The following is a 22,077-nucleotide window of genomic DNA, read 5'->3' on the forward strand; positions in this document are numbered from 1 at the left end:
GCACTCAAAAAGGAGCGAAACTAGTGGTTGCAAAACAATTAATTATTGCTGAAAAACCTAGCGTAGCAAAAGATTTAAGCCGCGTTTTAGGAGCAAATCAAAAAAATAAGAATTATTATGAAGGACCCAACGTGATTGTCACATGGGCTTTAGGCCATCTCTTAGGACTAAAAATGCCAGAAGATTTAAACAAAGAATGGCAAACGTGGCAAATGGAAACTTTACCGATGATTCCTAAGAATTTAGGGATTAAACCGTTACCGAAAACGGGACATCAATTAAAAGCGATTAAACAATTAGCTAATCGTAAAGATGTTTCTGAAGCCGTGATTGCCACCGATGCTGGTCGTGAAGGTGAATTAGTGGCCCGCTGGATTTTAGAATATGTCCGTTTTAACAAACCAGTCAAACGCTTATGGATTTCATCTCAAACAGACAAAGCCATTAAAGACGGGTTTAAGAAAATTCGCCCAGCGAAAGACTACGATAATTTGTATTACTCTGCCTTGGCGCGCGCAAAAGCTGACTGGTTAGTGGGTCTAAACGTCACAAGGGCCTTGACAGTGAAATATCAAGATAACTTATCCGCAGGTCGTGTTCAAACACCAACTTTAGCAATGGTGCGCCAACAAGAAAAAACGATTGAACAATTTAAGCCTCAAACTTATTTTACTATCTCGTTAACTGTTGAATCAGAAAAAGCAAAGATGACCCAAAAAAATCCATACGCTTTAAAAGAACGGCAGGAAGCAGAACAATTAGTCAAAGAACTCTCAAAACAAAAGGGCTTAGTTACCGATATTCAAGAAAAAGTTAAAACAGAAAATGCGCCGTTACCGTATGATCTAACCGAAATCCAGCGTGAAGCCAATCAGCGATTCCAATTTTCTGCAAAGAAAACGTTGTCTCTTGTACAAAGTTTATACGAAACTCATAAAATTGTTTCCTATCCTCGAACTGACAGCAAATATCTAACGACGGATATGAAAGGAACGATGAAAGAGCGCCTTCAAGCTATTGCTGATTTTTCACCAGAAGTGAAAGGCTACCTTAAAAATGGGGCTGTTGTTAAACAACAAAAAGTTTTCCAAAATGCAAAAGTCACGGATCACCATGGGTTGATTCCAACTGAACAACGTCCTCGTTATGAAAAACTAAGTAATGATGAACAAAAAATCTATCAAATGATTGTTCAACGATTCTTAGGTTTGTTTGCTGAGCCAAACCAAACAAAACAAACAAAAGTTACAGTCGCTTTTGGAAAAGAAACATTTGTCTTTCATCAAAATAAAGTAGTTGTTGCTGGCTGGAAAACAACAGCTGAACAGCCGCTGTCCACTGTCCAATGGCAAAAAGGCATGACCGTTGCGCCAAACTTTACCATTAACAAAGAATTAACGTCGCCGCCAAAACCATTAACCGAAGGAACGTTGTTAGGAAAAATGGAGAAACACAGTTTAGGCACACCGGCAACGCGAGCTGAAATTATTGAAAAACTGATTAAATCAGAATTGATGGAACGAACCAATAGCGGTTTAAGTGTCTCTGCCAAAGGAAAGCAACTATTAGACTTGGTGAATCCATCACTTGTGACACCTGAACTAACGGAAAAATGGGAAAAGTCGCTCGAAGCAATCGCTTCGGGTCAACAAAAGAGTCAACTTTTCTTAAAGGATATTGAAGAGGATACGAAAAAATTAGTCCGTGAAATTAAACAAAGCGAGAAAAAATATCAAGATTTTTCCATTACGCAAAAAAAATGTCCAGATTGTGGCTCAAACTTACGGGAAAAAAATACGAAAGATGGGAAGATTTACGTTTGTACAAACCAAGAATGTTCTTATCGTCGGCGAAAAGATCCTAAAGTATCCAATCACCGTTGCCCACAATGTCATAAAAAAATGGTCATCATAGAAGGAAAAAATGGTCGTTCTTTCAAATGTAAATTCTGTTCGATTACTGAAAAAATTCCCGATAAAAAAGAACGAAAACAAAAAATGACTAAACATGAAGAACGTCGTTTGATGAAAAAATATTCACAACCAGACGAACCAGAAGAAAGTGCTTTAGCACAGGCCTTAAAAGCCGCTATGAACCAAGAGTAGCGATTTGACGAATGTTGGCTATAAATAATCAAGTCATCCTTGTTGGTCTTTAGTAAACTTTCAAATAGAAAGAGAGGGACACGGATGCTCGCAAATTTGAATCAAGCAATGGATTATATTGAAGAACATTTAACGGAAGAAGTATCCTTCGATGAATTGGCGAAAAAGACAGGGATTTCTGTTTACCATTTTAAACGAACTTTTTCGTTTATTTCGGGGATGAGTCTGGCTGAGTATATTAAAAAGAGACGTTTGGCGGAAGCAAATTTAGCATTACTTGCTGGTGAAAAAGTGACAGATGTAGCTTTTAAATATGGTTATCAAAGTATTGAAGGATTCTCAAGAGCTTTTCGCGATTGGTCAGGACAAGCACCTTCTGAAGTAATGAAAACACAAATCCAAAAAACGTTCCCTAAATTCTCTTTCTATATTGATATTAAAGGAGGACAATCAATGGATGTTAAATTGATTGAAAAACCAGCGTTTCAAATAGTCGGAGTTAGTCAGAAGGTTCCCTTGCAGTATCAAGGGGAAAATCAAGCAATCATGGAATTAGCACAGCGCATTACACCACAACAACGAGCGGAAATGCATACATTTGATGATGTATATCCTCATCAAGTAGTAAATACTTCTTTTGACTTTCAAGAGGGACGAACAACAGAAGGTGGAGAAATGACACACATGATTGGCTTTGCCACTTTGCAAGAAAATACCTATGAAGATTTGGAGCAACTAAGCGTACCTGCTCATACATGGGCGGTTTTTCCAAATGAAGGTCCTTTCCCACAAACATTACAAGAAACTTGGGCAAGGATATTCTCTGAATGGTTGCCTTCATCTGGTTACCAAGTTGTTGCAGCACCAGAAATTTCGTTTACGCAATATCAAGGACCAGCAGAAGCTAAGTATAGTGAAATCTGGCTCGCTGTTACAGCTACTAAATAAAGAAAACCCACCATTGAAAAATGGTGGGTTTTTCCGCCAAGAAGGAGAAAGTTTGGTATAATAAACGTGAAGAAAAAAATCAGACCTTCTAAACTGAAATCTAGCTATGGATAAGTGATGCGAATACGGAATCATGGAGAAAAAATAATTCTCCGAGGTTTTAGAGTCATGTTGTTTGGAATTGTACCAAAACATCTTTCAAAAATCATTCGTTCAGCTTCTTGTTTTAGAGTCATGTTGTTTGGAATGGTACCAAAACTTTTCAATCTTTTATGGGAACGCCACAACTGTTTTAGAGTCATGTTGTTTAGAATGGTACCAAAACCCAAGTTGGTACGATTACTCAAAAATTAGAGTTTTATAGCCATATTGTTTAAAAACAAACTATCACCACAAGCAATCCGTAATTTTCATCACAAGATTAGAATTTTATCATCAAAGACGAGCTGCTTCAATTTTCGAAAACTAATCAAGTGATAAGTCAAAATGTTGATAGATTGAGATTAGTTCTTCCTTTTTTTAGGAAGGGCTTTTTTTATTGATAGAAGAAAGGGAAGAAATCTTGGGAGCACCTAAAAAAATTGTGAGAAATGCTTCTGTATTGTTTGGTTTCTGCCTCAGAAAGTTGTATACTTAGATTGGAATTATTCTATATTACATGCATTTTCACACTTTTTGGAAAAGTTCACTTGAATTTTCTTTTAGTTTCGTAGATAAAAGGAGTCATCGCTAATGGAAATGAACAATTCAGGTAAGCTTGTTTCTTTGTGTGGAGGCAAATCAGGGAGGAAATAATATGTTTGATATTGTAACATTGGCGAGAATCCAATTTGCGATGACAACAGTTTTCCACTTTTTCTTCGTACCGTTTTCAATAGGATTAGCACTTGTTGTAGCAATTATGGAAACAATGTACGTTGTGAAAAAAGAGGAACGTTATCGTAAAATGGCTAAGTTTTGGGGAAATATATTCCTATTAAGCTTCGCTGTTGGGGTTGTAACCGGGATTATTCAAGAATTTCAGTTTGGGATGAACTGGTCTGATTATTCTCGATTCGTCGGAGATATTTTTGGGGCACCGTTGGCGGTAGAAGCGCTCTTAGCTTTCTTCTTAGAGTCAACATTCTTAGGTTTATGGATCTTTACTTGGGATAAAATGAATCCGAAAGTTCACGTAACCTTTATCTGGTTAGTCGTATTCGGTTCAATGATGTCTGCTTTCTGGATTTTAGTTGCCAATAGTTTTATGCAACATCCAGTAGGTTATGTCATCAATAATGGCCGTGCTGAAATGGTGGACTTTGTAGCTGTCATCAGCAATCCAAAAGTTTGGTATGAATTTTCACACGTTATCATGGGCGCCTTTACATTGGGCGGCATGGCAGTAGCTGGTATGGCTGCTTTCCAATTGTTGAAAAAACGGGATATTTCATTCCACAAAGCATCTATGCGCATTGGCTTATGGGTTACTTTGTTCGGTTCAATCGGCGTTTTATTAGCTGGCGACTTGCAAATGAAAGCTCTAATTGAAGGACAACCAATGAAATTTGCGGCGATGGAGGGGGCCTATGAAGACTCTGATGATCCTGCTGCTTGGACATTGATTGCTTGGGCAGATGAACGAGAACATAAACAAGTTTTTGGTATCGATATTCCATATATGCTAAGTATTTTATCGTATAACAAATTATCAGGTTCGGTTGATGGAATGGATACAGTCAACAAGCGTTTGGTAGAAAAATATGGGGATGATAAAAATTATTATCCACCAGTTAACACTTTATTCTGGAGCTTCCGTATCATGGCTGGTTTTGGTGCCTTAATGTTATTGGTTGCTGCCTTAGGACTATTCTTTACAAGGAAGAAAAAACCATCTCTGTACGAGAAGAAATGGATGCTGTGGATTGTTGCTTTATGTACATTCGCACCATTCCTTGCCAATACAACAGGTTGGTTAGTCACTGAATTAGGTCGTTATCCGTGGACTGTCTATGGATTATTTACGATTGAACAAAGTGTTTCACCAAATGTATCGGTTGCTTCATTAATTACGTCAAATGTCATTTATTTCTTATTATTTGCTGGTTTAGGTAGTGTCATGGTTTACTTGGTTATTTTAGAATTACGTAAAGGACCAGACTATGAAGCGAAAAAATTAGCGAAAGAAAATGAACCAGCGTTGGATCCATTTGATAAGGGGGTATTTGGCGAATGAGTACACTACAATTATTATGGTTTGTCCTTATCGGCGTCTTGTTCTCAGGTTTCTTCTTCTTAGAAGGATTTGACTTTGGTGTTGGAATGGCCGTTCAAACGTTGGCACACAATGACGACGAAAAAGATCAAGTCGTTGCAACAATTGGACCTGTTTGGGACGGAAACGAAGTTTGGCTATTAACAGCGGGTGGCGCAATGTTTGCCTCTTTCCCATATTGGTATGCTTCATTATTTAGTGGCTACTATTTAATTCTATTTACGATTTTATTTGGCTTAATTATTCGCGGAGTTTCCTTTGAATTCCGCCACAACATGCCGGAAGGTAAACGTCGTCGGATGTGGAACTGGACGCTATCAATTGGTAGTTTCCTTGTACCGTTCTTCTTTGGTATTTTGTTTATTAGCTTAGTCCAAGGGATGCCTTTAGATGCAAACGGCAATATGCATGCGCGATTTACGGATTATTTTAATCTGTTTTCAATTGTTGGTGGAGTAGCCTTAACATTACTTTGCTACTTACACGGTATGAACTATATTGCTTTAAAAACAGAAGGCCCAATTCGCGAACGTGCTCGAAATTATGCAGAAATCTTATACGGCGTTTTATATGTCGGTTTAGTTGTTTTTGCAGTGTTGATGTACTTCAAAACGGACTTTTATGAAAAGAACTTTGCGGTCACTTTAATTTTAACGTTAGCAATTGTGGTCTTAACGGTCATTGCCAATGTTGGGGTGTTTAAACGCAAAGAGATGTTAGCTTTTCTAGCGAGTGGTTTAACATTAGTTGTACTAGTTGCTCTCTTGTTCAGTGGCTTGTTCCCACGTGTTATGATTGGTAGTGAAGGTTTTGATTTGTTGATTAAAGATGCAACAAGCACACCATATACACTAAAAATTATGACGTGGATTTCTTTAAGCATTTTACCATTCGTGTTAGCTTATACTGCTTGGTCCTATTATATTTTCAGAAAACGTATTTCACAGACAGCCGTACCAGAGGGGTATTAAATCTATGATTGATAAAGACATCTTACAGATGCCTAAAATCAAAAAAATTCTTGTCTTGCTTGCAGGTTTTTCTTTCCTGCAAGCAGTCTTTATAATTGGGCAAGCTTTTTTTCTTTCAAAAGCCATTGTCGGCCTTTGGAGTGGCGGGCATCTTAACCAACAACTACAGAGTATTTTACTCTTTTTTATTTTTTATCTTGGTCGACATGTTATTACGTATTTTCGTGAGAGAATGCTCGATACATTTAGTTATGAACGCTCGAAAGAATTACGCGAACAATTATTAACCAAAATTTTCCGTTTGGGGCCAAATGTTGTTCAAAAAAATGGAACTGGAAATATGGTTACCATGGCTTTAGAAGGCATCAGTCAAACCGAAAATTATTTACAATTGATTTTGACGAAAATGATGAATATGATGATTATTCCTTGGATTATTTTGGCCTTTGTTTTTACACAAGATATTCGTTCAGGCGTAACATTGCTGATTGTTTTTCCGATTATTATTATTTTTATGATTGTGTTAGGTTATGCAGCACAAAGTAAAGCGGACAAGCAATATGCGGCGTTTCAAATGCTTTCCAATCATTTTATTGATTCCTTGCGAGGAATTGACACGCTGAAACTGTTTGGGTTGAGCAAAAAATATGCTGGGAGTATTTACCATACAAGTGAACGATTCAGAAAAGCGACCATGAGTACATTGAAAATTGCTATTTTATCAACCTTTGCGTTAGACTTTTTTACGACATTATCGGTAGCTGTTGTAGCAGTTTTCCTTGGATTAAGTTTATTAAACGGCACGATTTTATTATTTCCTGCCTTGGTTACTTTAATTTTAGCACCTGAGTTCTTTTTACCGATTCGTGATTTTTCAAGTGATTATCATGCAACCTTAGATGGAAAAAACTCTTTTCAAGCGATCAAAGCGGTATTAGCATTGCCAGAAGCAGAACAGACCGATGTGCTCACGTTAGATGATTGGCATCAAGAAAGTCAGTTGTCAGTCACAGCGTTAAATTTTTCCTATGAAGATGCAACGCAAGAAGCAATTCAATCGTTGCAATTCTCTGTTGATGGTCGCAAAAAGATTGGAATTATTGGGGCGAGTGGTTCTGGTAAGTCAACGTTAATTAATTTATTAAGTGGCTTTTTATTGCCAACAGAAGAAACGAGTCAATTGGCGATAAATGGCCAAACGATTCCACATTTTTTACAAAAAGACTGGCAAAAACAAATCCTTTATATTCCGCAAGCACCATATATTTTCCAAGATACTTTGGCAAACAATATTCGCTTTTATACACCTGAAGCAACAGATGAGGCGATTCAGCAAGCGATTCAGTTAGTTAGCTTAGACGAGCTGGTTAAAGACCTTCCCGAAGGAATTCATACCTTGATTGGGGAAAGTGGTCGAATGTTAAGTGGGGGACAAGCGCAACGAGTAGCGTTGGCCCGCGCCTTTGTCGATCAAAAACGCCACGTCTTGCTGTTTGATGAGCCGACAGCGCATTTGGATATTGAAACAGAAGTTGAAATGAAAGAGCGCATGTTGCCATTAATGAACAATCATCTTGTCTTCTTTGCGACACATCGTCTGCATTGGATGGAAGAAATGGATTACATTTTAGTGATGGAAAAAGGTCAATTAGTGGAACAAGGAACGCTAGCAGAGTTGATTGAAAAAGATGGCTACTATGTTCAATTAATGAAGCAAATGAGAGGAGGACGCCAATGATGGAAAAACAGCCGACAACGAAAGACGTTTGGAAAAACGATCAATGGGTTCGTCCTTTCTTAAAACGCTATAAAAAAACCTTGTATTTTGCCTTACTTTTAGGCTTCTTGACGTTCTTTAGCGCAGGGGCATTAATGTTTACGTCTGGTTACTTAATCAGTCGTGCGGCTTCCTTACCAGAGAATATTTTATTAATTTATATTCCCATTGTTTTAACAAGAGCATTTGGGATTGGCCGTCCTGTTTTTCGTTATGTGGAGCGTCTAACGAGTCATAACTGGGTGTTAAAAATGACCTCTGATCTGCGCTTGAAACTTTATAATGTGCTAGAAAAAGATGCGATTTTCTTTAAGACAAAATATCGCACTGGGGATATCTTAGGTTTGCTTTCGGAAGATATTAATCATATCCAAAACTTATATTTACGAACGATTTTCCCAACCGTTATTGCTTGGATTTTGTATATCTTTTTAGTGATTGCATTAGGTTTCTTTTCTTGGTGGTTTGCTTTATGCATGTTACTGATGTTAGGAGTGGTTGTTTTTCTATTACCATTTGTTTCAGTTCTAGTGAATGGTGCGCGTCAAGAAAAACATAAATATGCCAAAAATGAGTTATATCAAACACTAACCGACAATATTCTAGGTGTGTCTGATTGGGTATTTAGTCAACGAGGCTCTGAATTCGTTGCTCGTTATGAAATAGATGAAGCAAACGTTCGTGCATTAGATGAAAAAATGAAGCAATTTAACCGTGGCCGAGACTTTTTTTTACAACTTCTGTTTGGGGTGATTGCGATTGCTGTCTTAGCTTGGACTAGTGTGCGGTTTCCAGGTAATCATGGGGGCGCAGCCAATTGGATTGGTGCCTTTGTTTTAACCGTTTTTCCGTTAATTGATGCTTTTGCTCCGCTACCTGCTGCAGCACAGGAAACAACGATTTATAAGGATTCCATTCGTCGTTTTAATGAGCTTCCTGAAGGGGAAGATTACTCAACAGAAGCGCCTGTTCAGCCAAATGGCACCACTTTATCGATAGAACATTTGTCTTTTTCATATGAAAATCAAGAGAAAAAGGTATTAAATGACTTATCGTTAACAATTCCTGAAAAACAAAAATTAGCGATTTTAGGGCGCAGTGGTTCCGGAAAGAGTACGTTGGCTTCGCTCATTCGTGGTGATTTACGGCCTACTTCGGGAGAAATCCTTTTAGGAAACATCCCAACTGAGGCATTTGGTGAGACGATGACTGAATATATTGGGGTTATGCATCAAGCACCGTACCTATTTCGAACAACCATTTTAAATAATATTCGGATTGGTAGAGAAGAAGCAAGCGAAGCAGAAGTTTGGGCGGTTTTAGAAAAAGTTGGCTTAAAAGAAATGGTTACCCAATTACCAGAAGGTTTACAAACAATGGTGGATGAAGCAGGTTTGCGTTTTTCTGGTGGCGAACGACATCGCTTGGCACTAGCGCGGATTCTTTTGCAAGATACACCGATTGTGTTATTAGACGAACCAACTACTGGTTTAGATCCAATTACAGAACAGCAATTGCTGGAAACCTTTTTTGAGGCATTAAAAGATAAAACTGTCATTTGGATTACCCACCATTTGCAAGGCGTAACTTTGATGAATCAAGTGATCTTTATTGAAGATGGCCAATTAGAGATGAGTGGTACACCAGAAGAATTACTTGTAACCAATGCGCATTATCAAAAACTTTACCGAATTGATCGTGGCATTAGTTCTTTCGAGGAATAAAAAAACGACTGGTTGTTGATTAAAGCAAACAATCAGTCGTTTTTCTATTTCAATTAATGGCAATTCTTCCATAAAACGTTTAAAATGAACGATGTAATAAGAGCTCAGTTAAGGAAAGTAAGGTTTCTTTTGCTGTGCCATCAGGCAATTGTTGAATATCAGTGATTGCTTTGTTGGTTACTTTTTTAGCAAAAGCTTGTGCTTCTGTAACGCCATGATAGTCGTTGACTAGCGCCGCAACTTCAGCTGCTTCTTCTAAGGTAATGGCGCGTCCTTTATCCAAATAAGGGCTGAATACGTCAGGTGCTGCTTGGTAAGCGAAGAGAAGGGGTAACGTATAAACACCTTGTGACAAGTCTTCTAAAGCGGGCTTTTTCAAGGTTTCCGTGTCAGCAGTATAATCTAAAATATCGTCATAGACTTGAAAAGCAATGCCAATATGACGGCCAATTCGTTTAGCTAAACGTTGGACTTCTTTTGAACTATGACCGAAATAGGCCCCTTCAAGACAGCTTAGTGAAAAAAGTTCGGCTGTTTTGCCGTTGACACTTCTTAAATAAGCAGGAATCGACATGCGGCGGTCAAATCGATGACTCATTTGATCGAGTTCACCAAGTAATAACCGTTTCATTCCTTGTGCATTGATTTTCATAAATTCAGAGCCATTCATGGCATCTGCAATCAAAGTAAAGAATTCAGTGAATAGTAAATCACCTGTGTAAACAGCCACGTCTTTACCATATTGTGATTGAATAGTCACAGCGCCTCGGCGCAATGGAGAATCGTCAATAATGTCATCGTGAATCAACGTAGCCATATGTAGGATTTCCAAAGATGCAGCTATTTTTAATAATTGTTGTTTCTCTTGTTTTTCTTCATCACCCAGTTGAGCAAAAAGAAAGAAAAAAGCGGGGCGTAATAATTTGCCGCCAGAACGAGCCAAAGTTACTAAGGCTTCTTCAATGTCTTCGTTGCGTGTATGCAACGTTTGTTCAATTAATTCACATGTTTCCGTTAAAGAACGTTCAACGTCAGGAAACGACTTCCAAAATGTGTTCATAAATATACTACGATCCTTTCAGTGGTTCAATACTATTTGATTGTATACGAATTGGCGACAGAAATACAGTAATTAAGTTTTAAAAGTAACAAAGTTTGTAAAAAAGTAGCGGAGGGATAGTTTGAATCGAGAAATATTTTTTGAATTAGTAGAATTAAAAGCAAAAACAGCGAGTGTTTTGCCATTTTTGTTAGGAATTTGTTTTAGTTGGTACCAATATGGGCGGCTCCATGTTGGTTATGTTTTAATTTTTTTCATTGCGATGTTTATTTTTAATATGGCGGTCGATATTTTAGATAATTATAATGATTACCATCATGCTACAGAAGTTCATGATTATAAGGAAAAAACGAATATTATCGGTCGAGAAAATTTATCTTTGCCATTAATACGCAAAATGATTTTTTGGATGATTCTCGTTTCTGCTTTAATGGGGATTGGGTTGTCATTTATTGTCGGCTGGCCGTTATTAATTATGGGTCTTTATTGTTACTTAATTGGTATTTTTTATTCATCAGGACCGAAACCTTTGTCCAGTCTACCATTAGGGGAAGTTTTCTCAGGATTTACAATGGGGTTCATGATTACCCTTATTTGTGTCTACATTAATACGTTTGAAGTTTTCAATTGGTCAGCAGCTAATTTATGGGGAATTTTTTTAGTCGCCTTACCTAACACTTGTTACATTGCTAACTTAATGTTAGCAAATAATATCTGTGACTTAGAGGAAGATGAAAATAACAAGAGATATACATTAGTTCATTATCTTGGCAAAGCAAGTTCTTTGAAATTATTCGTCGGATTAAATACAATAGCAATGTTAGCCATTTTGTTAGCTGTCGGTTTAGGATTAACCCCGCCAACAATGTTACTCATGCTTTTAACTTTACCTTTTGTACGGAAACAAACCCAAGCCTTATTGAAGGAACAAGTGAAGAGTAAAACATTTGTTTGTGCTGTGAAGATCTTAGCTGTGGGAGCAACTGCACAAGTGCTATTTTTTGCCATAGGTTTGTGGTGGCTGTAAATTTTTTATAGAGTGGAAGGGAATCAAAATGAATAAGAAACATGTTGTTATTTTAGGTGCTGGTTACGCAGGCTTAAAAACATTACGCGAATTACAAAAAGGCGCCAAAGACGTCGAAATTACTTTAGTGGATCGTAATAACTATCACTACGAAGCAACGGACTTACATGAAGTTGCTGCTGGAACACAACCAGCTGAAAAAATCACATACAATATTATGGATGTTGTCGATGAAAAAATGACCACCTTTATCCAAGGAACAGTTAAAACAATTGATGCTGCAACACAAACAGTTGCTTTAGAAGATGGTCAAACAATCAATTATGATTACTTAGTTGTTTCTCTTGGGTTTGAATCAGAATCATTTGGTATCCCTGGTGTGCAAGAACATGCTCTACAAATGGTAGATGTGAAAACGGCTTTAAACGTGTATGAACATATCCAAGAACAAATGCGTCAATACAAAGCAACTCAAAACGAAGAATTCTTAAAAATTGTTGTCTGCGGAGCAGGCTTTACAGGGATTGAATTATTAGGTTCTCTTGTTGAAAACAAACCAAAATTTGCTGAAATCGCAGGTGTCTCAGCAGATCAAATCCAAATTTATTGTGTCGAAGCAGTTACTCGCCTATTGCCGATGTTTAACGAAAAACTTGCGAACTATGGTGTGCAATTATTAAAAGATTCAGCTATTCATTTATTATTAGGTAAACCGATTAAAGAAATCAAACCAGGCGCAGTTGTTTATCAAGATAACGAAGCAGGCGACTTGGCAGAACTTTCTGCTAAAACAATTATTTGGACAACGGGTGTTAGTGGAAGCCACGTTGTAGGCGATTCTGGATTTGAAGCTCGTCGTGGTCGTGTCATGGTTCAACCAGATTTAACAGATGCGAACCATAGCAACGTCTATATTATTGGTGACTGCTCAGCAGTTATGGATACAGAAACTAATCGACCTTACCCAACGACAGCACAAATCGCCTTGAAGATGGGCGCTCATGCTGCTAAAAATATTCAAGCGCAATTGAAAGGGGAAGCAACTAAACCTTTCAGCTTTAAATCACAAGGTTCTGTTTGTTCTGTCGGAAATACACGTGCTTTAGGAATTGTTGGTAAAACAGACATTAAAGGATACCCAGCTTCATTCATGAAAAAAATCATCATGAACAAAGCGCTCTTTGAAACAGGTGGTACCAAAGAAATGATGGCTAAAGGTCGTTTCGACTTATACCATTAAGAATCAGCAAAATAAGAAATAATGGAACAGTGGTCAAGAGACCATTGTTCCATTTTTCTTAAATGAAAGTTTTTAAAAAATTTCCATGATTTTTCAAGTAAAATGAGGTGGGCACTTTTGTTCGATTCCATTTTTATGTATAATGAGAAGTGATGGAAAGAGGGAAGTTAAATGGCACAAAAAAGAGCAACAAATAAGAAAAAAAGTACGACAAAGAAAAAGACCAAAAAACAACAGCAACAACAAGAACGTTTAAATTATATGTTTCTTGGCCTGATTTTTATTTTATTCGGTGTCTTTGGACTCTTTCGCTTAGGGTTTTTAGGCACGTTATTAGCGAATTGTTTACGCTTAGTTGTAGGTAATACCTTTCCATTTGCAGCGATTTTACTAATCCTGTATGGCTTATTAGTCATGATTTATGGGAAAGATTTTCCGTTAAAAAGAGGGCGCCCTATTTTTGGGGCTGTTCTGATTTATATTAGTGTTTTGTTATTTTTCCATGCCTTTATGTTTCGAAATGTTAGTGGCAGTCAACCAGATATTTTAGGTAACACTTGGGAATTTTTGCAAAGCGATTTAAAAGCTAACCAAGTGACGCAAAACGTAGGGGGCGGTATGATTGGCGCGCTGCTTTATCAAGGAACGTACTTTTTGGTGGCACAATTTGGCAGCTATTTAATTGCTACATTGCTACTGTTAGCAGGTATTTTCTTGATGAGTATGTGGGATTTTCAGCAAATTGTTGATCATTTCCAAAGTATTCAAGATCGCCTAAGTCATGTTTCGGCAAAATCACAGGCGCGACAAGAAGAAAAAGAGGCGAAGCGAGCAGCGAAGAAAGAAGCTAGGGCTGCAGAACGCCAAGCAAAAATTGAAGCCGCTGCCCAACAAAAATTACAAGAACGGGAACGGATGGAACAAGCGGCAGCCGAGCGCTTAACAAAAACACCAGTTGAAACCCACCAACCAATGGTGGAAGAACCGGCCGCACCAACGCCTGTTCAAATTGATTCGTTTCAACAGCAAAATCAGGCGATGCCTGTACCACCAATTGCAACAACAAAACCGCAACGAGAGCAGGAAGAAGAGGCGGCAGATGAAGCTGGTGTTCTCGAATTTGAAATTTCTGAAGAAGCGGAAGATCGTGATTATCAACTACCCCCAACTGATTTGTTAGATACAATTCAAGCAACGGATCAAAGTGGTGAATATGAAAAAATCGAAAAAAATATTGGCGTCTTAGAACAAACCTTCAAGAGTTTTGGTGTTGATGCTAAAGTAGTCAAAGCTAGTTTAGGACCATCTGTCACAAAATTTGAAGTTCAACCCGCTGTTGGGGTAAAAGTTAGCAAAATTGTTAACTTGACGGATGACATTGCTTTAGCGCTTGCGGCCAAAGATGTTCGTATGGAGGCCCCGATTCCTGGGAAATCACTAATCGGGATTGAAGTTCCTAATAGTGCAATTAGTACAGTATCCTTTAGAGATATTGTTGAGGCACAACCAAGTCATCCAGATAAACTATTAGAAGTACCTTTAGGTCGAGATATTTCAGGGATGGTTCAAACTGCGGATCTATCAAAAATGCCGCATTTATTAATTGCGGGATCGACAGGAAGTGGGAAATCGGTTGCTATCAATGGCATCATCACAGGTATTTTGATGCAAGCGAAACCCCATGAAGTAAAATTAATGATGATTGACCCGAAAATGGTGGAATTGAATGTGTATAACGGGATTCCTCATTTATTAACGCCAGTGGTTACTAATCCGAGAAAAGCGGCACAAGCCCTGCAAAAAGTAGTTCAAGAAATGGAATTTCGTTATGAAAAATTTGCAGCAACAGGCGTCCGAAATATCACTGGTTACAATCAACTAATTCAACAGAAAAATGCGGAAGATGGCGAAAATCGTCCGATTCTGCCATTTATTGTTGTCATTGTTGATGAATTAGCTGATTTAATGATGGTGGCAAGTAATGAAGTAGAAGATGCGATTATCCGCTTAGCCCAAATGGCACGGGCAGCGGGCATTCATATGATTTTAGCGACACAACGGCCAAGTGTGGATGTCATTACAGGAATTATCAAAGCAAATGTCCCTTCTCGAATGGCTTTTGCGGTCTCAAGTGGGACAGACTCGCGTACCATTATTGATACCAACGGGGCGGAGAAACTATTAGGTCGAGGTGATATGCTCTTCTTACCAATGGGAGAAAATAAACCAATTCGTATCCAAGGGGCCTTTATCTCTGATCAAGAAGTCGAACGAGTGGTTGCGTTTGTAACGGACCAACAAGAAGCTGAATATCAAGAAAGCATGATGCCAACAGATGAACCGACCACTTCAGGCGGAGGCGAAGCTCCTCAAGATGAGTTGTTTGAAGAAGCGAAAAACTTGGTGGTTGAAATGCAAACAGCTAGTATTTCATTGCTACAAAGACGCTTTAGAATTGGCTATAATCGTGCGGCTCGCTTAGTGGATGAATTGGAAGCACACGGAGTTATTGGACCATCAGAAGGTAGTAAACCAAGAAAAGTCTTTCTACAAGCGGAATCAGAAGAGGCAGCACCTGAGATGCCAGAATAATAAACAAAAAGAACAAAAATAGATAAATTTATCTATTTTTGTTCTTTTTTTATAATTTCAGCAAAGCATCATGTTATAATCATCATTTTCTGGTAAAATAGAAAGGAATAGTGCGGTTGGGAGGGAGCGTATCATGAGAAGAAAGAGCGTGCTTTATTTAGAAGTAGCAGATCAGATTAAAGAAGATATTTTGAGTGGCAAGTATCCAGTAGGAACGTTTTTACCAACAGAAACAGAATTGGAAGAGATGTTTAACGTTAGTAAAATTACGATTCGGCGAGCAATCGAAATGTTAGCAACAGAAGAATTTGTTGAGAAAAAAAGTGGCCGGGGCACAACTGTGTTAAGCAATCGTCCCTATAATAAACTATCAAAAGCAGGGACATTCACTGAATTTTTGAATGAATCAGGTCAGAAAGTCACTAAAAAAGTTTTACAAGTTGAAAACTTGACGTTGTCAAAAGAGATGCCGGCTTATCAATTTTTAGGAGAAGAAGTGGTTCACCTTTCACGGTTATATCTAATCGATGAACAACCCTATATTTATTTTAATTACTATTTGCCAGCTGCCATGAAAGACGTATCATTGACTGAATACAAAGAAGAATCCTTGTATCGTTTGATGGATCGACATGCCATTGAAATTTATAAATTTGAAGACCGTTTTGAAGTTGCAACTTTGACAGAAGCAGAGCAAAAGATGTTGCAAACAACTGAAACAACGGGCTTAAAAAGAATTCGGCGTTCGTTAAGCCCAACAGGTCGTTGCGTAGAATATTCAGAAGCTATTTATAATACGAAGATTCATCCTTATGTGATTGAATATGAAGCATAACTTTTAAAAGAATAACAGTGCACTTACAGTAATGTAAGTTCATTGTTATTCTTTTCTATTGTCGTTTTTTTTCGTTTTCGATACACTAAATGAGTGAGAAGAATAGGAGTGGAAAATATGTTAGAAGTACAAAATTTGAAAAAAGTTTACGGAAACGAAATTAAATATGAAGCCTTAAAAGGGATTAATTTAACTGTCCAAGATGGTGAATTTATTGGTATTATGGGACCTTCTGGAAGTGGAAAAAGTACACTTTTAAATTTGTTGGCAACAATCGATAGTCCAACAGACGGTGAAATACTTTTAAATGGAAAAAATCCAAACAATTTGAATCAAGAACAAATTGCTAAATTCCGTCGTACAGAATTAGGATTTGTTTTTCAAAGCTTTAATTTAATGCCAACATTAACTGTTGAAGAAAATATTATTTTGCCATTGACGCTTGATGGAGAAAAAGTCTCTGTAATGAAACGACAATTAGCAGAATTAAGTGAGCGTTTAGGTATCAATCATCTGTTGAAAAAACGAATTGCAGAAATTTCTGGTGGACAAGCACAACGGGTCGCCGTTGCTCGGGCAATGATTCATCATCCACAATTATTATTGGCTGATGAACCAACAGGAAACTTAGATACGAAATCATCTAAGGATGTGATGGGCTTGTTACAACAATTAAATGAAGAAGAAGCGGCGACTATTTTAATGGTGACCCATGATCCGCTAGCCGCAAGTTATTGCAAGCGCATCGTCTTTATTAAAGATGGTGAATTAATTGATGAAATTATCCAAAACGGCAACCAAAAAGAGTTCTACGATTTAATCATGATGAAACTGGCTGAGATTGAAGGTGTCGATAATGAATTTTAATCAGTTTGTTATAAGAAACACGATTCGAAATAAGCATTTATACTTGGCTTATTTCCTAAGTACAATGTTTTCTGTGATGATCTTTTTTACGTTCACTGGTTTTGTCTTTCACCCAGCCTTAGCTAATGGTTTAAATCCTAAAGCACAAATGGGAATGACGGCTGCGGCAATTATAATCTATGGTTTTTCTTTCTTATTCGTTTTATACTCGATGGATGTCTTTATCCAATCTCGGAAAAAAGAGTTTGGAACCTTGATGATTCAAGGGATGAGTCCAAAACAGTTAAAGAAAATGATTTTTATTGAAAACTTAGTGATTGGTTTCTTTGCTACAATTTTTGGTAGCATTTTAGGTGTTGGATTTTCACAGTTTATTTTATGGATTAGCAATTTATTAATGCATCTAGGTTTAGGTTTTTATTTGCCAGTGATGCCGTTTATCATTACTGTCATTTCATTTGCGGTCTTGTTCTTAGTAATTTCTTTCTTTATTCAATTCCGCTTGCCAAAAGCGACACTTCAAGAGCTATTAAAAGCAGGAGAAATGGGTAAAGGTGAAATCAAAAGCTCTAAAGTTAAATCTTTCTTAGCCGTGTTACTTTTAATTGTCGGTTACGGAATTGCTTTAGTTGCTAAGGGACAGTTAGTTTTAATGGTGATGTTCCCAGTAATTTTCTTAGTTATTTTAGGGACAAAATTCTTATTTGACCAATTGAGTGTTTCTGTCATTGAACGTTTAAAACGGAAACCAAAAATCTTTTGGAAAAAAACCAATATAGTCGTTTTATCAGATTTAGCATTCCGCATGAAAGATAATGCACGTTCGTTCTTCTTGGTTTCGGTGATATCAACGGTTGCTTTTGCTGCCATTGGAACGTTATACGGCGTGAATGAGATGATTTTTAAAGGAATAAGTTCTGTGCCGTACGAACTGACATTGTCTGATTCGACCAACCCAGAAAATCAAGAAATGAAACAATTTGCGACAAAAACATTCCAAGAAAAAAATATTCAGTTTGATGAAGTGGAGTATCCACAATTTACAACAAATGAAGGTATCCGCTTAATTCAAGCATCAGAATATAATAAGTTAGCAAAAATGATTGACGAACCAACGATTGATGGGAATAGCGTAGTTAATTTAAAACAAGAAAATGTTCCTTCAGATATGTTTGTGGACGTAAAAACAGTTAGTTTAGCTAACAATCAAACTTTAAAAGTCGATAAAATCTCTAAAACCAATGTTTTGCCAACAGCTGGAGGGATTTTAGTTGTTCCTGATACAACACCGTTAGACGGAGTTAAAAGTGAAATAAATACCATTTGGCAGCCCAAAGCAGGAACTGATCGTGAAGAATTGATAAAAGCAGAAAATATTATTGGTGACAAGTATCCCATGTTACTAGGAACAGCTGCAATGTCGGCAGCCATTACGCAATTTTATACGCCAGTTCTATTTGTCGGACTATTTATCGGTATCGTGTTCTTTGTTTCGGCGGGTAGTTTCTTATACTTCCGTTTATACAGTGATATGAATACGGACGTTGAAAAATTCAAGATGATTTACAAACTTGGTTTGACGAAAAAAGAATTGAAGAAAATGATTTACCAACAAGTAGGTATTTTATTCTTTACCCCAATTGTTGTTTCATTTATTCATGGAGCTGTTGCTTTGAAAGCAATGTATGCTGTCTTAGATCAGCCAATGCAATTAGCTGGCTGGGAAGTTTTAGGCGTTTTCTTATTGATTCAGGTCGTTTACTATTTAATTGCCAGAACGTTCTACTTCAAGAAAGTTTATCACTTAGTGAAAGATTAATTATAAAAAATCGTTAAGCATGCACGCTTAACGATTTTTTTTGATGTTCTTCGTGATATTGCATTCAAAGTGAGAATACGTTATAGTTATGAAGCGAATGTAATAGCAGAAATGAGGAAAAGAAATGCAGAAAGAATCCATTTATGGACTGACGAGAGAACAGCTTGTGGACTGGTTTTTAGCCCATGGCGAGAAGAAATTTCGCGCAACACAAGTGTGGGAATGGTTGTATACAAAACGTGTTGCTTCATTTAGTGAAATGTCGAACATTTCTAAATCGTTGATGACTTTATTAGAAGAAAATTTTTCATTAAATCCATTAAAACAAGTCATTGTGCAAGAAGCGCAAGATGGTACCGTGAAATATTTATTTGAATTACCAGATAAAAATATGATTGAAACAGTCTTAATGCGTCAAGAATATGGATTATCTGTTTGTGTGACCACTCAAGTTGGTTGCAATATTGGGTGTACATTTTGTGCTAGTGGGCTATTAAAAAAACAAAGAGATTTAACTGCTGGCGAGATTGTTGCCCAAATTATGTGGGTGCAACATTATTTCGATGAACGTGGGTTGGATGAACGTGTTAGCCATGTCGTTGTGATGGGAATTGGTGAACCATTTGATAATTACGCCAATGTCATGAACTTTTTACGAACGATTAATGATGATAAAGGCTTGGCTATTGGTGCCCGCCATATTACAGTTTCAACAAGTGGTTTAGTGCCAAAAATTCGTGAATTTGCAGACAGTGGACTACAAGTAAACTTAGCAATCTCATTACATGCTCCTAACAACGAAGTCCGTACATCAATTATGCGGATTAATCGTAGTTTTCCAATTGAAAAATTAATGGCAGCAATTGATGAATACATTGAAAAAACCAACCGACGTGTTACATTTGAATATATTATGTTGAGTCAAGTGAACGACCGACCAGAACATGCTCAACAATTAGCAGATTTACTACGGAATAAGAAAAAACTTTCTTATGTTAATCTGATTCCGTATAACCCAGTGAGTGAACACGATCAATATAGCCGAAGCTCTAAAGAAGCGGTATTAAAATTTTATGATGTACTCAAAAAGAATGGCATCAATTGTGTTATTCGTAAAGAGCATGGAACAGATATTGATGCGGCTTGCGGACAATTACGTAGCAAACAAATGAAAAAAGAAAAAGTCAAAAACCAATAACGTAGTTAAAATCGGATCAGAAAGGTTTCTTTTTGATTCGATTTTTCGTTTATTTAATAAAAAATCGTCGGTTTTTCCATTCTTTTTTATAAACAAAAGATGAATGCTCTAAAACTTTTATGACAAATTTTCTTTTTGTGGTTTTCAAACTTGAAATTCTAAAAGAAATAGCTATACTGAAAAGAGATCGTCACAGAATTTTTCATGAAAACAGCTATTATTTTCGTTATCTTTTCAAGAAAGTGAAATTTTGTTACGCTTGTTTAGTTTAAATGAAATGAGGGAGTCTATGGAGAAAAAGCAATTAAAAAGAGAGATAACAACGTTTGGTGCGTTATCCACGGTAATGGGTACGGTGATTGGCGCTGGTGTTTTCTTTAAAGCTGCGAGTGTCGTTGGACACGCACAGTCAGCTAGTTTAGCTATTTTTGCTTGGGTGTTAGGTGGTGCCTTAACCATTTGTGCAGGATTAACCAGCGCCGAACTTGCTACAGCAATCCCTGAAACAGGTGGCGCAGTGAAGTATATTGAATATACATATGGTAAATTAGCTGGTTTTCTTTTAGGGTGGGCACAAAGTATCATTTATTATCCTGCCAACATTTCGGCGTTATCCATTATTTTTAGTACACAACTAATCAATTTGTTTCATTTATCGGCAAATTTATTGATTCCAATTGCCATTCTTGCGGGAACCAGTATCACGATAATTAATTTATTAGGAACAAAAATTGCTTCTTTGGTCCAATCAACGACATTGGTGGTAAAACTGATTCCAATTGCCTTGATTTCTTTAGTGGGGTTATTTACTCCAGGACAAGTAGCTGTTTCGCTTTTTCCCATTGAAACAACAGCGAATACTGGCTTTTTAGTTGCTTTTAGTGGCGCCTTAGTTGCCACCATGTTTGCTTATGATGGCTGGCTAGGTGTGGGTAACGTGGCTGGTGAAATGAAGCGACCAGAAAGAGACTTGCCTAAAGCCATTATTTTTGGTTTGTTATTGATTACTTTAATTTATGCTTTAATTAATTTTGTGTTTCTAAAAACATTACCAATTGAGCAAATCGCTGGGAATTTGAATGCAGCTTCGGATGCTTCTGTGGCTATTTTTGGACCAATTGGCGGCAAAATCGTAACTATTGGGATTTTAATCTCTGTATATGGTGCGTTAAACGGCTACACAATGACAGGGATTCGGATTCCTTATGCCTTAGCCTTAGATAATCTGATGCCTTTTAGTCGTCAGTTTCAAAAGTTGTCTAAACGCTTTGTTGTTCCTTACGTTGCTGGAATTTACCAGTTAGCTGTAGCCATTATCATGATGTTTTTCGGGACCTTCGATTTATTGACGGATATGTTAGTTTTTGTTATGTGGCTGTTTAATCTATTAATTTTCTTAGCCGTTTTTATTTTAAGAAAACGAGAACCTGAATTAAAACGACCGTATAAAGTTCCTGGCTATCCAATTATTCCAATTATCGCAAGTCTAGGTGGTATCTTCATCTTGGTTACAACGAGTATTACACAGCCTATTCTAGCATTGATTGGTATAGGAATTACGCTTTTAGGAATTCCAGTTTATTTAGTTAATAAACAAAAAACGAAGCCAAAAACGTAAACGATCCAATCAGATTATCATAGTTTTTCTCAAAAATTTTGT

General features: G+C 37.2%; 15 protein-coding genes. 14 read left to right on the forward strand and 1 reads right to left on the reverse strand.

What is annotated here, in order from left to right; all coding sequences use genetic code 11:
- Window positions 1-23 precede the first annotated feature (23 nt).
- The 6 genes from IGI80_RS15650 to cydC all read left to right on the forward strand — a co-directional run bounded on the left by IGI80_RS15650 (window position 24) and on the right by cydC (window position 9,779).
- A complete protein-coding gene (locus IGI80_RS15650; protein WP_002388224.1) occupies window positions 24-2,105 on the forward strand; it encodes a DNA topoisomerase III in 2,082 nt (693 codons plus the stop codon).
- Between the two features lie 84 nt (window positions 2,106-2,189).
- Window positions 2,190-3,053: an AraC family transcriptional regulator gene (locus IGI80_RS15655; RefSeq protein WP_438724155.1), complete on the forward strand. Its 864-nt coding sequence runs from the start codon at window positions 2,190-2,192 to the stop codon at window positions 3,051-3,053.
- A gap of 796 nt (window positions 3,054-3,849) precedes the next feature.
- Window positions 3,850-5,268: a cytochrome ubiquinol oxidase subunit I gene (locus IGI80_RS15660; RefSeq protein ID WP_002356974.1), complete on the forward strand. Its 1,419-nt coding sequence runs from the start codon at window positions 3,850-3,852 to the stop codon at window positions 5,266-5,268.
- Window positions 5,265-6,278 (forward strand): cytochrome d ubiquinol oxidase subunit II, encoded by a 1,014-nt coding sequence (gene cydB / locus IGI80_RS15665; RefSeq protein WP_438724156.1) that lies wholly within the window; start codon window positions 5,265-5,267, stop codon window positions 6,276-6,278. The genes IGI80_RS15660 and cydB overlap by 4 nt, the downstream gene beginning before the upstream one ends.
- A 4-nt stretch (window positions 6,279-6,282) precedes the next feature.
- On the forward strand, window positions 6,283-8,016 hold the full coding sequence (gene cydD, locus IGI80_RS15670; protein ID WP_438724157.1) for a thiol reductant ABC exporter subunit CydD: 1,734 nt from the start codon (window positions 6,283-6,285) through the stop codon (window positions 8,014-8,016).
- On the forward strand, window positions 8,013-9,779 hold the full coding sequence (cydC, locus tag IGI80_RS15675) for a thiol reductant ABC exporter subunit CydC (RefSeq protein ID WP_438724158.1): 1,767 nt from the start codon (window positions 8,013-8,015) through the stop codon (window positions 9,777-9,779). The genes cydD and cydC overlap by 4 nt, the downstream gene beginning before the upstream one ends.
- A 79-nt stretch (window positions 9,780-9,858) precedes the next feature.
- Here cydC and IGI80_RS15680 read toward each other — a convergent pair whose 3' ends face one another.
- Complete coding sequence (locus IGI80_RS15680; protein ID WP_002360015.1) at window positions 9,859-10,839, reverse strand: polyprenyl synthetase family protein; 981 nt, start codon at window positions 10,837-10,839, stop codon at window positions 9,859-9,861.
- Window positions 10,840-10,960: 121 nt separating this feature from the next.
- Here IGI80_RS15680 and IGI80_RS15685 point away from each other — a divergent pair, with 121 nt between their 5' ends.
- From IGI80_RS15685 to IGI80_RS15720, 8 genes are all read left to right on the forward strand, one after another.
- Window positions 10,961-11,866: a prenyltransferase gene (locus IGI80_RS15685; protein ID WP_002360016.1), complete on the forward strand. Its 906-nt coding sequence runs from the start codon at window positions 10,961-10,963 to the stop codon at window positions 11,864-11,866.
- A gap of 28 nt (window positions 11,867-11,894) precedes the next feature.
- Entirely contained in the window at window positions 11,895-13,106 is a 1,212-nt protein-coding gene (locus IGI80_RS15690) for an NAD(P)/FAD-dependent oxidoreductase (protein ID WP_002360017.1), read from the forward strand.
- A gap of 171 nt (window positions 13,107-13,277) precedes the next feature.
- The gene (locus IGI80_RS15695; protein ID WP_438724159.1) at window positions 13,278-15,698 is read left to right on the forward strand and encodes a DNA translocase FtsK; all 2,421 of its coding nucleotides are present in this window, start codon (window positions 13,278-13,280) and stop codon (window positions 15,696-15,698) included.
- Window positions 15,699-15,831: 133 nt separating this feature from the next.
- Window positions 15,832-16,533, forward strand: a complete 702-nt coding sequence (locus tag IGI80_RS15700) for a GntR family transcriptional regulator (protein WP_002356983.1) — start codon at window positions 15,832-15,834, stop codon at window positions 16,531-16,533.
- 117 nt (window positions 16,534-16,650) lie between these two features.
- On the forward strand, window positions 16,651-17,400 hold the full coding sequence (locus tag IGI80_RS15705; protein WP_438724160.1) for an ABC transporter ATP-binding protein: 750 nt from the start codon (window positions 16,651-16,653) through the stop codon (window positions 17,398-17,400).
- Window positions 17,390-19,219, forward strand: a complete 1,830-nt coding sequence (locus IGI80_RS15710; RefSeq protein WP_438724161.1) for an ABC transporter permease — start codon at window positions 17,390-17,392, stop codon at window positions 19,217-19,219. The genes IGI80_RS15705 and IGI80_RS15710 overlap by 11 nt, the downstream gene beginning before the upstream one ends.
- A gap of 124 nt (window positions 19,220-19,343) precedes the next feature.
- Window positions 19,344-20,417, forward strand: coding sequence for a 23S rRNA (adenine(2503)-C(2))-methyltransferase RlmN (gene rlmN, locus IGI80_RS15715; protein ID WP_002356987.1), 1,074 nt, complete (start codon window positions 19,344-19,346; stop codon window positions 20,415-20,417).
- A gap of 289 nt (window positions 20,418-20,706) precedes the next feature.
- Window positions 20,707-22,035 carry an APC family permease gene (locus IGI80_RS15720; protein ID WP_438724162.1) on the forward strand — a complete coding sequence of 443 codons (1,329 nt, stop codon included), beginning with the start codon at window positions 20,707-20,709 and terminating at the stop codon, window positions 22,033-22,035.
- The last annotated feature ends 42 nt before the right edge of the window (window positions 22,036-22,077 follow it).

The organism is Enterococcus sp. DIV1420a, from assembly GCF_051712165.1.
GTDB lineage: Bacteria > Bacillota > Bacilli > Lactobacillales > Enterococcaceae > Enterococcus > Enterococcus faecalis.